Origin of the sequence: Streptomyces sp. NPDC050619 (assembly GCF_040654815.1) — a bacterium.
In the GTDB taxonomy this organism is placed as follows: domain Bacteria; phylum Actinomycetota; class Actinomycetes; order Streptomycetales; family Streptomycetaceae; genus Streptomyces.
This window is the reverse complement of the sequence record NZ_JBFAIR010000002.1, coordinates 1-13,932: the sequence shown is the minus strand read 5'-3', so window position 1 is coordinate 13,932 and position 13,932 is coordinate 1. Positions and strand designations below refer to the sequence as shown.

Sequence of the window (13,932 nt, the reverse complement as noted above, 5' to 3'; positions counted from 1 at the left end):
CCATTCTCCCGGACCCGCGCTCATGCCTGTGCGGGATGTCCGATTTTCGGCCGCGTTGCCGACCCAGAGCAGGGGGGCGAGGACCGCGTCGACGAGGATCTCGGCCAGGACGTGATGACGGCGGCCGTGCCCGGCCACGACGGGCACCGGCACATGCCGTTCGGCACGGCCCCTTCCATGAAATTCCGTCTGCTCGGTACAGCTTCTGCCGCGCCATCCTCAAATGTGCCGTCACATCTGAAATTTGCGTAAGTCCCTGAACAGGCACCCATATATGGGGCGTAGCGGATTGAGGTGTAACGCGCCGCCCCGGCAATACGCAGAGGGAGAGGAGCGGGCGACCGCGCCGACACCGCACACCTCATCAGATCGGAAATTCTTGTGAGCAACACGGACCCGGTATCCGGATACCCCGCATACAGCCGGCCCCCGGGCCCGGACCACTCCGTGCGCCACCGGAACACCGGACGGCGCACGGCACTGACGATCTGCACGATCGTCGACACCGCGGCCGGCCTGCTGGTCCTGTGGATCCTTTTGTTCCTGCTCGACGCGAACCAGGCGAATGTATTCGTCAAGTTCGTGCAGGGAACGGCGGACTGGCTGGCCTGGTGGTCGCAGGACATTTTCACGATGGACACAGAGGGCCTACGCGCCATCCTTAATTATGGACTTCCTGCGGTGATGTATTTGCTGATCGGTCACGGAATCGCCGCCCGGCTCAACCGAACCTGACAACAACAGCGCAAGGACCGACCGTGAAACACAGCTCCACCGAAAATGTGCAACTGCCGATCTACGAGGACCTGGTACGCGAACACGGCGACGCCGTCGCGGAGGCTCAGCTGGCGGCGGAACGCACACAGCATCAGGCGGCGGAACTACTCGGCGGACAGGACGCGGCCCCGCAGCCGGAGTGGCGCGGGACGCTGCCGTGAACCTCGACGTCATCCACGACCTGACGCGCCTACCCCTGAAGCGCAAGTTCCTCACTGGGCGCAGAGAATCTGTGCAGGAGCACCACACGGACTGCACACAGACTTTCGAAAGCCTCGTTAGCGTGACTGATCGCTCGATCCCGCGTGCGAACGTGATCAGGCCGTAGTCCCGATGGGCGGACGGCGCAAGCAACCCAGGAAGACCAGATGGACTACTGCTCCTCGTGCCGTCGGCATCTCAACGGCGCCCTGGTGTGTCCCGGGTGCGGCAGCTACGCCCCGGACATCGCTCCGCCCACCGTCGGCACGCGCCCCATGCCGGCCTGGGGCGCCACCTCGCCGACGACCCGCTACGCACCCGACACCACGTATGCCGGCGCGTCCCAGGCCCCCGGCATATGGCACGACGGCCCCCTGCGTGGTGAAGCAGAGCTCGGGGCGGACACAGCGGACACCGCGGACACAAGGGTGGGCGCCTCCACCGACGTCGAGGGCATGCCGCCCGCGCAGCAGGGACGGGCGGCACGGCGTCGCCAGCTGGCGCGCTGGAAGAAGAACAAGCGCCGGGCCGTGGTCGCGACCGCCGTCGCATTCGCGGGAGGCGCCCTGACCATCTCCTCGATGGACCGCCACACCGCCGACCGGGCACAGGCGAACACCGTGCCGGACGACCGAAGCATGGGTACGGCGGAGAAGCAGACGTCCGAGATCACGTATCCGGCCTCGACACCGCCCACCACTCACCGGTCGCCACACACCGCTCCCAAGGCGCAGCGGCCCGCGGCCAACACCCCGCGGGAGCAGATTCTCGCGGCCGCACCCCGCACGACCGACCCGGTCGCCCGGCCCGACGCCGCCGCTCCTCCCCGTCAGCCTGCGAAGTCGGTCCCACAGCCGCTGACGACCACCTCGCCCGAGGTCGACCGCGCCGCTACGACCGCGGAACAGACCCCGACCCCCGCGGCCTCCGACCCCACGAACTCCAGCCCGCCCCAGGCCAGCCCCGCACCGGCATCGACGTCACCGACGCAGATCTGCCTGCTCGTGCTGTGTCTGGGCTGACTGCGCTCAGCACCCGCCGGTGACCGGCTCGCGAGGGCGGAACCGAGCACGGGCAGGGGCGCGCTGCCGACGGCCGCGCGAGTGCGAGCATGGGCTGCATGAGGGTGGACGAAACCGCCCACAACCGCGCGGGTGCCGCCGTAAACCGCCAGTCGGCCTTTCCGACGGGCCGGGCCTCGTTCGACCCGCCCCTCGACTCGACGGCATGGCTGTGGCGCCATGTCGTCGGCCTGCTCGGCGACGAACGTGAGCAGATCGCCGGGCGGCATCAGGCCCACAGCGGAGCGGTGCCGCCGAGAGCTGCCGTCGGGCGGCACCAGTGGGGGGCGAAGACCTCGCCGTGGCCGCCGCGCGCGAGTTCGAGGAGGAGACCCGCTGACGGCCGGGTCGGACGCGGCTGACGCCCGTCGTCGACCCGATGCCCGGGATCTCGACGAGTCACCACCGAGTCCACTGGCCGGACCGGGCCCAGCCGATGCGGTGGCCGCCCTCCTGCTGCCGCACCATCGTCGTCTCGGCTGGATTCCCGCCGCCAACTTCCTTTCACATAACGACCGTTGTTCTGGCTGAGGGTCTCGTGTTCCACTAATCTCCATCTACCACATCGATCACCCGCTCCCGGGCGGGAGGGTGTCCACGGGGGAGATGCGTGTATGAGGACCTGGGCTTCGAGAAACTCCTCAACGCGGACGGTTTCTTCGCACGCCTGTTAGGGCGGTCGCCGTCAGGCGACGACCGCAAGCCGTTGTACGGCCCCGACCTGCCCGTGGTGCTGCTCACCGGCGGCCCGGGGATGGGCAAGGGGCGGCTGCTGCGGGCGGTGCACGACCGGTTCGCCCGCCACGTGCCGGTGATCCGTCTGGACTGCGCCGCACCGGTGTACGCGGACCGGGCTGGGCCGGAGCCCGGTGCCCGCTCGGCGGTGACCGAGGCCCTGGTCGAGGCCGCCCTGCTGCTGCACACCTGGCGGGGAACGGGCGGCGCGTTCACCTTCCCGCGGTTCTTCGCGGGCCTGGCGGTGATCGCGACCGGCGTCGCGGGCGGCACCGGTGAGGCGATCAGGACAGAGGTCGAGCGGTACGAGGAGCTGATCCAGCAGCCGCGACTGCGCGGTCTGGGGGCGCGCGACTTCTGGCGCGGCGCGCTCCTCGGGGCCGTACGGAAGATGCTGGAGGTCCTGGCCGGCCAGGCGCTCGGCCCGTACGGGGCCGGCGCGCTCACCGCGCTGCTCGACGCCCTCTTCGAGCGCCTGACACCCCGGGGCGAGGCGGAACTGACCCGGATCTACGGCGAGTATCCCGGCGCGGCCGGCCAGCCCAAGCACGGGCTGCGCAGGCTCGCCGCCGAGTTCCGGGCCGGCGGCGAGCGGCGGGAGGACGCGGAGCGCTTCCTGTTCCGGGCCCTGCGCGAGGATCTGGAGGCGGCGTACAGCGGGCTGGGGGGCTGGCTGGGCCGGGTCGGCCGCCCGGGACTGCTGCTGGACCACGCCGAAGAACCGCTGGGCGAGCGGCTGCTGCGCGCCGTGCTCACCGACCGCCGGGACGGGCAGCGCGACCGCGTGGTGATCGTGGCCACGGCGCGCCGGGCGGACGGCGGCGACTTCCTGCACGGGGGTCTGCCACCGAGGGAGGTGGCAGCGTTCCGGCCCGCCGACGGGGTGCCGGAAACCTGGTCCCGCCGCAGGGACCCGGAGGAGGACCGCGGCCCGCTGTCCGCCGGGGTGCTCATGCTGCGGATGCCTTTCCTCACCGGCGACCAGCTCCGCAAGGCGACCGAGCGAATACAGCTGGGCGCAGAGCGGGAGGGCGGTATGCATCGCCGCCGTATCACCGCCGCCGTGGCCCAGCTGAGCGGCGGACGTCCGCACACGGTGATCCGGCTGGCCACCGCTGCCGCCGACCACCGGATGGAGACGGACGCCAACGACCGGGCCATCCTGGACGCCAAGCTGCACCACCCGGACGGCGCCCCCGAGCGGCCGGTGACGGACGTACTGCTTCAGGAGCTGATCCTCGACCAGCTGCCGGTGCGGCTGCCGGACGAGCACCATGACCAGTGGCTCGATCTCCTCACCCATCTGTCGGTGGCGCACGACCCGGAGTGCGCAGAAGTCCTGCTGCGCCATCACCAGGCGGGCCGTGTCCTGCGCCTGACGGCACATGAGGTCGCGCGGCTGCTCAACGACACCGGATGGCCCAGCTGCGAGCGGCACTTCATCGGGGACTTCGGCCTGCGCCAGCTGCTGGTGCACCGGCTGTACGGACTGTCGCGCGACGGTGCCGCCTGGTACGCCGACCACCATCTGCTGCGCGACCACTACGCCGTGAGTGAGCCGAGCGGCGGTGCGTTCCACTCGGTGACGACCCACCAGATGAACCACCACCTTGTCTCCGGCGGCGTCGACGACGTGGTTCGCCACCTCACCGCCACCCTCCCCGGCCGCTCTCGTCAGTGGTGCGAGGAACTGCTGGAGATCGCCCAGGCGCCGTATCCGGGCGGGGCGGACGAGCGCCGAAAGCGCGCCCAGGGTCTGGCACGGGTGGACGGACCGCCGCTGCGCCGCACCGTCGACCAACTGCTGCACGCCGTATGGCTGTGCGAGGAGCGCACCAGGCCGACCGGAGGCGAAATGGCCCGCACGCTGAAGCAGTTGCTGAGGGACTTGTCGACCATGGACTTCGACGGCGCCGGAGAACTCGGCCCGACAGCCACCGAGTGGAGCCACCTGGCCGCGAACGAGCAGCCGTTGCTCCGCTGCGACTGCACCGATCAGCTCGGCCGAAGGAGGTAACGGGGATGCCCAGCTGGATACCCAGGTGGAACAGACTGCCCAGGTGGGGAAAGATCCTCTACGCGCTGGCGGGCGTGGCGGTGCTCGTGGCCGCCGGCGTATACGGCTTTCCCGCCCTCCAGAAGCCGGACACCTGCCACGACGGCATCGAGAAGATCGGCGGCGAGTGCATCGGTGTCGACGGCGCGGGCTACGACTTCGGCACACCGGAGATCAGCGCCGTGGCCAAGGCCATCTCGGAGGAGAACAAGAGGATCGCGAACCAGCCTCACGTCACCGTGGCGATGATGCTGCCCCTCAAATCGGACACGGCGGGGCTGCGGCGGCAGATGCGCAGCGACCTCCAGGGCGCGTATCTGGGACAGCGGCAGGCCAACTCGGGCGAGGGCCAAGTGCCCAAGATCCGGCTGGTGCTGGCCAACCCGGGGCTGAACTACGGCCATCAGGACAAGGTCGTGAGCACGCTGCTCGACATGGCCGAATCCGACAAGGACAAGCTGCGAGCCGTCACGGGCTTCAACCTCACCCTCGACGCCACCGAGGAGGCCATAGAACGTCTGACGGAAAACGGCGTCCCGGTGCTCGCCTCCCGGATCAGCGGGGACGGGATCGCGAACGTCGACGGGAAGAAGCAACGATTCCCCGGCCTGGCCCGGATCATCCCCACCAACGGCAACGCGGCCGAGGCCCTGGCCAACTTCAACGGCGAGCGGGGCCGGGAGAACACCAGGACGGTACTGGTCTACGACACCCGCCCGGACGCCTACGACGAGTCGCTGGCGAGCGCGTTCCGGGGGATCAAGGAGACGGGTCCGGCCGGTCCCGCCGACATGCCCTTCGAATCCCCGGGGATCGACGAGGCCGGCTCGACCGGCAGCCAGTTCGAGCAGATCGCCAACAACATCTGCGGTTCCGCGGCCGACACCGTCTACTTCGCGGGGCGCACGCTGCATCTGCGGATCTTCGCGCTCACGCTCGCCAAGCAGACCTGCGCGAACCGGCACTTCACCCTGGTCAGCGGCTCCGACGCCGCCTCGCTGCGGCAGGCCATGTCCGAGAAGGACTGGGCGCAGCTGCGCGGCGAGGACGGCGAGGCGAAGGTGACGGTCCAGTACGCCGCCCCCGCGCACCCGGCTGCCTGGGACACCGAACTGGCCGCCTGGACCAAGCAGTGGAAGGAGACCCACCACCGCGAGCCCACCGCGAACGAACTCCCCCAGTACCTCACGGAGCCCAAGGCGGCCCTGGACGCCCTCAGCGACCTGATCAAGAGCACGAGCACGGCGGGCACGGACCTCGGCTCCGCCCCTGACCTGGAGGACTCCCGCACCATGCTCGTCTACGACGGCCTTGTCACCATCGGCACGGCTCTGCACGAGGTACAGGGCAACAACGCCGAGCAGGCACCCAGCCTCGCGGACGTCCGCCAGGAGTGGTCGAAACTGCAGTCGGTGCACCGGGTGAGGGGCACGAGTGGCCTGATCTGCCTGACCAGCGGCGGGAATCCGTACGACAAGCCGGTCGCGGTGGTCGAACTGAACCCGGGCCAGGGCGTGCGCGGGGCCCTGAAGTTCGTCGGTCTGGGCTGGCCCACCGGCAAGGAACAGCCGAAGAACTGCGTGATCCCGAGCGGTACTTCCTGAGACAGCCGACCCCTCTCTCAGCCCACCCCCCAGCACCCCTCGGCGACGAGCCAACGACAACATCGTGCCCGGGGAGCTCGTGCGCCGCCCTACCTCGAGTAGAGCGAAAGGGCATCCGCCAGCCGTGGGAGTCCTCTTGGTGAACGTGCAGCGCACGTACGTCGAGTTCTGCACGATCGTGATGCTGGAAGAACCGAGCCTCCACCCTGCGGTCCCCGGCGCCGGCGGCCCGGCCGGAGCCCGGGGCTCACCCCGGGGCCGGCTCGGTGTCCTCGCCGTCCTCGCCGTTCCACGAGTAAAGGTGCTCCGGGCGGCCGGCGGCGCCGTACCGCAGTTCGATGCGGACCGTGCCGTCCGCCGCCAGGTCGGCCAGGTAGCGCTGGGCCGTCGGCCGGGAGATGCCCAGGCGTTCCGCGAGCGCGCTCGCGGTGATCGGCCCGTCGAGGGAGGTGATGGTGTCCGCCACGAGCTTCCCGGTGGGGGTGGCGCGCGGCCGGCGGGCGCGGCCGGAGCGGCCCGTGGCGTGCAGGGCGCGCAGCGCGCGGTCCACCTGGTCCTGGGCGAGAGAGCGGTCGGTGGCCAGCTGGGCGCGGAAGCGGGCGTACGCGGTCAGGCGGTTGCTCAGCTCTCGGTCGTCGAACGGCTTGATCAGGTAGCCGACGGCGCCGCCGCCCAGCGCCGCCCGTACGTGCGCGGCCTCTCCCGCGGCCGTCACCATCAGCACGTCGCCGGTCAGCTCGGGCAGCACCTCGGTGCCCACGCGGTCGGGCAGGTACAGGTCGAGCAGAATCAGGTCGGGCCGCAGCGCGCGGCTCAACTCCACCGCCTTCGCCGCGGTATGGGCGGTGCCCGCCACCGTGAAGCCGGCGACCGCGTTCACGTAGCGGGCGTGCAGTTCGGCGACGCGATAGTCGTCGTCCACGACCAGGACCCGGATCACAACTCACCTCCCTGTGCTGCCGCTCGTTCCGCCTCCGTGGCGGCCGGGGCTCGCCGCTCCAGCGCGCCGGGGAAGCGGGCCAGGAAAACGGCGCCGTGCCCGTCCCCGCCGGGCTGGCCCAGGCGCACCTCGCCGCCGTGCTTGGCCGCGAGCTGGCGGGCGAGGGTGAGCCCGATCCCGTGCCCCGACCGCTCCCCCGGACGCCGGGTGGTGAATCCCCTGCGGAACAGCCGCTCGGCGTCCTCGGCCCGGACCCCGCCCCCGCTGTCGGCCACGGCCACGTGCAGCGTATCCCCCTCGGCCAGCACACTCAGCTCCGCCCAGGCAGGACGCCGGTGTCCGCTCGCGGCCGCCCGTACGGCGTTGTCCAGCAGGTTGCCGACCACGCTGACCACGTCCAGCGGCTCGGTGAGCCGGCCCGGCAGATAGGAGTCCTCGTCCAGGCGCAGCTCCACGCCGTGTTCGGAGGCGGTCGCCGTCTTGGCCGCCAGCAGTCCGCGCAGATAGGGGTCGGCGATACGGGCCCCGTCCCGGTCCTCGGTGGCCAGCGGGGCGGCGGCCAGTTCGCGCAGGTAGCCCTGCGCCTCCTCGACGCCACCGGTGGCGAGCATGCCGGAGAGGGTGTGCAGCCGGTTGGTGTACTCGTGCGCCTGGGCGCGCAGGGCGTCCGAGAGCGCGCGCAGCGCGGCCCGCTCGCGTTCCAGCTCGTCCACCTCGGTACGGTCCCGCACGGTGACGACGTGACCGAGGTCCCGCTCGCCGCGGCGGACCGCCTGCGCGCTCACCACGAGCAGCCGGGCGCCGACCACCGCCACGCTCTGCCGCAGTTCCTGCCGCTTGGCCAGGGCGCGGTGCACCGGCGCGGGCAGGCCGGCCTCGTCGAGCGGGGTGCCCGGCGCCACCGGGCCGTCCAGCAGCCGGGCGGCCTCCTCGTTGCACACCGTGATCCGGTTCGCGGGGTCCACGGCGAGCACGCCGTCCCCGACCCCGTGCAGCACGGCTTGCTGTTCGCGCAGCAGCTCGGCGAGTTCGGCCGGTTCCAGGCCGAGGGTGTGCCGCTTGAGGCGGCGGGTCAGCAGGGCGGCGGCGCCCATGCCGACGAGCAGCGCACCGACCGAGAACGCGCCCTGCTCACGGATCAGCGGTACGGCGGCCTCCAATGCCGTCGTGACCCGGACGCCTGTGCTGACCTCGCCGATCACCGCGCCGTCCGCGGAGCGCAGCGGGACCTTGGCGCGGGCAGATTTCCCGAGCGTGCCCCGCTGGATGGACACCGACTCGCGCCCGTCCAGTGCGGTGGGCGGCGTACTGACCTCCTTGCCGACCTCGGCCGGGTCCGGATGCGACCAGCGAATTCCGTGCCGGTCGGTCACGACGACGAAGAGCATGCCGGTACGCCGCCGTACCGCCTCCGCGAGGCGTTCCACCTCGCCACCTGGATCCGAGCCGGCGCCGACCCGCCGGGCCACGGCCGGATCCTCGGCGACGGTCCGGGCCACGGCGAGGGCTCGCTGCTCGTACTGCTGCTCGGAGGAGTTCCGCAGCAGGGTCACCGTCAGCGCGAATCCGGTACCGAGAACGACGACGAGCGCCAGGACCTGGGCGAGCAGTGCCTGCGTGGCGATACGGGGACCGCGGAACATGACGCCAGAGTATCCGGGGCGAATGGCCGGCGGACCCGCGCACAAAACGAACAGAATGCACGGAAAGATTTCCGGCTCCATCAATTAACGCAATCGTTACGCCCCTGGTGATGTGGCGTCGCTTGCGCATACGGTGCCCCGCAAGCTCCAGACGAAGAACCTCCGGTGATGACGAAAATCCCGTGTATTCGAGTCTTCGAGTTTTCGAGTACGGGAGTTCCCGGAAGATGAGAGAAAGCTGAATGCGCATGATGGCAGCGTTGGCATCACAGTCCGCGAAAGCGGCCCCCGGGGCCGTGGTCTGGTCCGGTCACGACACCTGGCTACTGGCTCTGGTGGGCATCTCCATCGCCGTGGTCGTCCTCCTCATCAGCTGGGCGAAGCTGCATGCCTTCCTCGCCCTGATGGTGGGCGCCCTCACCGTTTCCATACTGTCCGGAGCCGGTGTCGAAAAAGCGGCGGATTCCTTCACCACCGGCCTGGGCGGCATTATGGGAAAGGTCGGCATCCTCATCGTCCTGGGTGCCGTGCTCGGCCGGCTGATGGCGGATTCCGGCGGCATCGACCAGATCGTGGCGACTCTCACCCGCGTCGCCGGGCCGAAACGGCTGCCGTGGGCCGTCACCGCTATCGCCTGCATCGTCGGACTGCCGATGTTCTTCGAGGTCGGCTTCGTCATGCTGGTGCCGTTGGTCCTGCAGATCGCCAAGCGCGCGGACTACCCGGTGCTGCGGGTCGGGATCCCCGCCATGGCCGGCCTGGCAACCGTGCACGCACTGGTGCCCCCGCATCCCGGAGTGCTGGTGGCCGTCAACGCGGTGCACGCCGACATCGGCCTCACCCTCGTCTACGGCCTGATCGTCGCGATCCCCACCGCCATCGTCGTCGGGCCGCTGTTCACCGCGTACATCTGGCCGCGGGTCCCGGCCCGTATCCCCGACTCGGCGCTGGCGGCGTTCACCACCGCGGGCCCGCCGAGCGCTGTCGTCACCGCCGCGCTCGACCACGCCCGGTCGCAGACGCAGGCCGCCGCCCGGGCATCCGTACCCGCGTCGGCCCCCTCGGCGGGCGTCACCGTGACCGACCACCGTCCCCAGCCGGCGAGCGACACCGCACGGGAGGAGGGCGAGCCGCGGGACACGCGGCGCATGCCGAAGTTCTCCGTGACGATCGGGACCATCCTGCTGCCGATCGCGCTGATGATGCTCAAGGCCAGCTGCGACACCTTCAACTGGGCGCACGGCACTCTCCTGACCACCATCGAGTTCCTCGGCACCCCGGTGATCTCCCTGCTCGCCGCGGTGCTGGTGGCGCTGGTCACCTTCGGCTGGGCCGTCGGCTCCTCACGCCGTGACGTGCAGGAGACGCTGTCCCGGTCCTTCCCGCCCATCGCCGGCGTACTGGTGATCGTCGGGGCCGGCGGCGGCTACTCCGCGGCGCTGCAGGACTCCGGCATCAACGCCGCGATCGGCCAGGCCGCCCAGCATCTGCACATCTCCCTGCTCCTGCTGGCCTGGCTGGTGGCCGCCCTCATGCGCACGGCGACCGGTTCCGGCACGGTGGCCACGGTGGCGGCGGCCGGCATCATCGGCCCGATGGCACACGGCCTCGACTCCTCGTACGCGGCCCTGCTCGCCCTGGCGCTCGGCTCCGGCGCGGCCTTCCTCGGGCATGTCAACGACGCCTCGTTCTGGATGTTCAAGGAGTACTTCGGACTCTCCGTGAACGGCACACTCCGCACCTGGACCGTCGCCCACACCCTGCTGTCCCTGACGTCCCTGAGCGCCATTCTGCTGCTCCACGCCGTCGTGTGACGGGCTCACGCCGGGGGCGGGCGGAACCGTCGCGGCATGGGGGGCAGCAGGTTCGGGGCGGGGGGCGGCGTGACGGCGAGGGCACCGCACGGGCCGCTCTAATTAATCCTCGTCCCTCCCCTGAGGTACGGCCCAGGCCAGCACATGACCGAAGCCGTTGAGGGCCCAGTGCAGCGCCGCGGGCGCTAGCAGACTTCCGGACCGGCGCCGCAGTCCGCACAGGCCGACGCCGGCGGCGGTCGTGGCGGCAACGGCGGCCGTGACGGACTGCGTGGTGCCTGCCGGTCCGGTGCCGAGGACCGCCGCGGCCTCGTTGGACCGGGTCAGTCCGCGAGAGGGAAGCACATGCCAGAACCCGAACAGCAGCGATGACACGGCAGTGGCCCAGGCGGTACCGCGCTGTCCGTCACGGCCGCCCATGGCCCACCTGACACCGCCGGAAGGCAATCTCCTCCAGCAGCACGGTGCCGAACGGCACAGGTGCCCAGGTCGCGGCCTGTCTCACGGGCCTGGACACCGGCCGGCCGGAGCGCGCTCTGGTCTGGTGGGGACTCGACCACGACAGGCTCTTCGACATGCCGGGAGTGCCGTCCATGGCGGTGCGCGATATCTACGAGGTCGCGGCCCGGGCACCGCTCGAGAGTCAACGCTCCTCCAGGCGGCGGAGGGCCTGGCGCCACTGGACCGCGTCCACGCCGTCGCGATGAACACCGTGGTCATGCTGCTGGACACGCACAGCCGCACCAAGGCCCTGGAGCTGCTCGACGAGCAGGCCCTGGAGCCCGAGCGGCAGGGCCACCCCAGGCCGTACACGATCACGTGACCCTGCCTGTCCGCCAGACCCGCAAGCAGACCTGATCGACGACGCCCGTCAACCGTCCTGGTGCCCGCCGCCCGGCCGGACTGCCTGGGCCCGGGATCACGCACCCCAGGGACTGAGAACAGACATCTGACGCACCCGCGCTGAACAGCCGGCGTCCTCTGACTCCGAGCGCCCGGCGCCCTGCACATGGGACGTGGCCGAGGCTGGTCGGGCCCGACCACGCCCCCGACCATGGCAGCCCAGCGCTCATGTTGCCGGATCGTGATCGGTGCTCGGGGGTTGTGGCCACCGCCCTGGTCGGCGTCACCCCGCTGGAGATGGCCCGCGCCTCCCTCGTCGGCCGGCCCCTGCACCAGAGCCCGATCGTCGCGTCTTCCTCCCCCACTCCCCTCAGACCAGTTCCGTGCTTGAGCTTGTGCATTGGAAACCGATCGGTTTACAGTGAGGGCACGCGAAACCGATCGGTTTCCAAAAGGACTTCGGGAGTGCATGATGACGACAAATCGGCCGGTGGCCCTCGTGACGGGTGCGTCCTCCGGTATCGGCAAGGAGGCAGCGCTCGCGCTGGTCGCGGCGGGTTTCGAGGTGGCCGGTACGGGCCGGGACACCTCACGGGTCGCGCCGCTGGGCGGGGTGACGTTCTTCGACCTCGACGTGGTCAGCGACAAGTCGGTCACCGCCGTGGTCCAGCAGGTGATCGCACGGTTCGGGCGGATCGACGTCCTGGTCAACAACGCGGGCGTCGGCTCGATCGGCGCGGCCGAGGAGACCTCCCTCGCGCAGGCCGAGGGCGTGTTCGACATCAACGTCTTCGGGGTCATGCGCATGGTGAAGGAAGTACTGCCTCACATGCGCTCCCAGGGACGCGGACGCATCATCAACCTCTCGTCCGTGCAGGGGTTCATCCCCGCTCCCTACATGGCCGTCTACGGCGCGTCCAAGCACGCGATCGAGGGCTACTCCCAGTCCCTGGACCACGAGGTCCGCCCGTACGGCATCCGCTCGCTCCTCGTCGAACCCGCCTACACCAACACCGGATTCGAGGCCAACAGCGCGAAGCCCGACTCCCCTCTGCCGGTCTACGCCGACCAGCGCCACATCTTCGACCGCCTGATGACGGACGCGATCAAGAACGGCGACCACCCCACCGTCGTCGCCAAGGCCATCGTCACAGCCGCCACCGACACCAAGCCGAAACTGCGCTACGCCGCAGGCCCCATGGCCGGACGCGCACGCATGCTCCGCTTCGTCCCCGCCTGGGTCCTGGACAAGCAGATCCGCACGATGAACAAGCTGGCCGGCTGACACTCGCCACCCTCCCCACCCGTAAACCCATCGCGCCGTTGATACCGGGAGAGACCCATGTCCGAGACCCTGCACTCCGCCGCCGCTACCGTCGCGCGCTGGCGCTCCGCCGAGGAACGCGGTGACGTCGACGCCGCGGTCGCGTGCCTGAGCCCGGACGTCGTGCTCAGCTCGCCGCTCACCGACCAGTTCCGCTTCGAGGGAACTGACCAGCTGCGCTCCTTCCTGACCTCGGCGTTCGCGGCGGTCAAGGACGTCCGCTACCACACCCAGACCGGCGAGGGCGACACGTACGCCCTGGTCTACCGGGCGCGGGTGGGTTCCCAGTCGTTCGAGGAGGTGCAGATGCTGCGGCTCGACGACCAAGCACGCATCACGGAGATCACGCTCTTCGGGCGTCCGATGCCGGCCCTCACCGCCCTGATGCACCTCATGGGTCCGGCGCTCGCTCGCCAGCAGGGCCGCCGGGGCCTTGCGACGCTCATGAGCGTCAGCACCGTACCCATTCACGCGATGGTCTCCTCGGGGGACCGCAGCATGGTCGCGAAGACCCGCCCGACAGCCCGGCGGACCTGACAGAACCAGATCCACTGAGCGTTCGGCCCCGTTCCCCTTCCCGTTCCAGGAGTTGACGGTAGCCGCAACTCGCCTTGCCCTCCAGCGACTTGACACCCCAGGAGACGCCCCCATGCAACGACGTACGTTCCTTACGGCGACCACCGCGTCGCTGGCCGCCACCCAACTCGCCGGACCCGCCTACGCCTCCGCATCCCCTTCCGGTTCAACAGCCGGTCACTACGAGGTCGTTGCCCGCTTCTGGGGCGCGATGCCGACGGGTGTCACCGTCTCGCGCCGCGGCCGCATCTTCGTCAACTTTCCCCGCTGGGGTGACGATGTCCCGTTCACCGTCGCCGAACTGCGGGGCGGGAAGCCGGTGGCCTACCCCGACGCCGAGGTGAACCGCGAGGACGCC

13 protein-coding genes and 1 pseudogene are annotated in these 13,932 nt (G+C 70.5%); 11 read left to right on the top strand and 3 right to left on the bottom strand.

What is annotated here, in order from left to right:
• The first annotated feature begins 447 nt into the window (after positions 1 to 447).
• From AB0I77_RS03260 to AB0I77_RS03235, 6 genes are all read left to right on the top strand, one after another.
• Entirely contained in the window at positions 448 to 735 is a 288-nt protein-coding gene (locus AB0I77_RS03260; RefSeq protein WP_363280592.1) for a hypothetical protein, read from the top strand.
• A gap of 23 nt (positions 736 to 758) precedes the next feature.
• Complete coding sequence (locus tag AB0I77_RS03255) at positions 759 to 938, top strand: hypothetical protein (protein ID WP_363280591.1); 180 nt, start codon at positions 759 to 761, stop codon at positions 936 to 938.
• Between the two features lie 207 nt (positions 939 to 1,145).
• Positions 1,146 to 2,000, top strand: coding sequence for a hypothetical protein (locus AB0I77_RS03250; protein ID WP_363280590.1), 855 nt, complete (start codon positions 1,146 to 1,148; stop codon positions 1,998 to 2,000).
• Between the two features lie 98 nt (positions 2,001 to 2,098).
• Complete coding sequence (locus AB0I77_RS03245; RefSeq protein WP_363280589.1) at positions 2,099 to 2,401, top strand: hypothetical protein; 303 nt, start codon at positions 2,099 to 2,101, stop codon at positions 2,399 to 2,401.
• A gap of 248 nt (positions 2,402 to 2,649) precedes the next feature.
• Entirely contained in the window at positions 2,650 to 4,791 is a 2,142-nt protein-coding gene (locus AB0I77_RS03240; RefSeq protein WP_363280588.1) for a hypothetical protein, read from the top strand.
• A 5-nt stretch (positions 4,792 to 4,796) separates the two neighbouring features.
• Complete coding sequence (locus AB0I77_RS03235; protein WP_363280587.1) at positions 4,797 to 6,434, top strand: ABC transporter substrate-binding protein; 1,638 nt, start codon at positions 4,797 to 4,799, stop codon at positions 6,432 to 6,434.
• Between the two features lie 247 nt (positions 6,435 to 6,681).
• Here AB0I77_RS03235 and AB0I77_RS03230 read toward each other — a convergent pair whose 3' ends face one another.
• A complete protein-coding gene (locus AB0I77_RS03230; RefSeq protein WP_363280586.1) occupies positions 6,682 to 7,374 on the bottom strand; it encodes a response regulator in 693 nt (230 codons plus the stop codon).
• Entirely contained in the window at positions 7,371 to 9,017 is a 1,647-nt protein-coding gene (locus tag AB0I77_RS03225; protein ID WP_363280585.1) for a sensor histidine kinase, read from the bottom strand. The genes AB0I77_RS03230 and AB0I77_RS03225 overlap by 4 nt, the downstream gene beginning before the upstream one ends.
• 260 nt (positions 9,018 to 9,277) lie before the next feature.
• Between AB0I77_RS03225 and AB0I77_RS03220 the strand changes: the two genes are divergently transcribed.
• Positions 9,278 to 10,831, top strand: coding sequence for an SLC13 family permease (locus AB0I77_RS03220; RefSeq protein ID WP_363280584.1), 1,554 nt, complete (start codon positions 9,278 to 9,280; stop codon positions 10,829 to 10,831).
• 102 nt (positions 10,832 to 10,933) lie between these two features.
• On the opposite strand, the gene AB0I77_RS03215 is transcribed toward AB0I77_RS03220, so the two are convergent.
• Positions 10,934 to 11,251: a CPBP family intramembrane glutamic endopeptidase gene (locus AB0I77_RS03215; RefSeq protein WP_363280583.1), complete on the bottom strand. Its 318-nt coding sequence runs from the start codon at positions 11,249 to 11,251 to the stop codon at positions 10,934 to 10,936.
• 44 nt (positions 11,252 to 11,295) lie between these two features.
• On the opposite strand from AB0I77_RS03215, the gene AB0I77_RS03210 reads away from it, so the two are divergent.
• From AB0I77_RS03210 to AB0I77_RS03195, 4 genes and pseudogenes are all read left to right on the top strand, one after another.
• Positions 11,296 to 11,538: a hypothetical protein gene (locus AB0I77_RS03210; RefSeq protein WP_363280582.1), complete on the top strand. Its 243-nt coding sequence runs from the start codon at positions 11,296 to 11,298 to the stop codon at positions 11,536 to 11,538.
• 608 nt (positions 11,539 to 12,146) lie between these two features.
• Complete coding sequence (locus tag AB0I77_RS03205; protein ID WP_363281130.1) at positions 12,147 to 12,959, top strand: oxidoreductase; 813 nt, start codon at positions 12,147 to 12,149, stop codon at positions 12,957 to 12,959.
• Between the two features lie 57 nt (positions 12,960 to 13,016).
• A complete protein-coding gene (locus AB0I77_RS03200; protein ID WP_363280581.1) occupies positions 13,017 to 13,535 on the top strand; it encodes a nuclear transport factor 2 family protein in 519 nt (172 codons plus the stop codon).
• Positions 13,536 to 13,647: 112 nt separating this feature from the next.
• A pseudogene (locus AB0I77_RS03195) lies at positions 13,648 to 13,932 on the top strand (gluconolaconase); the annotation flags it as partial.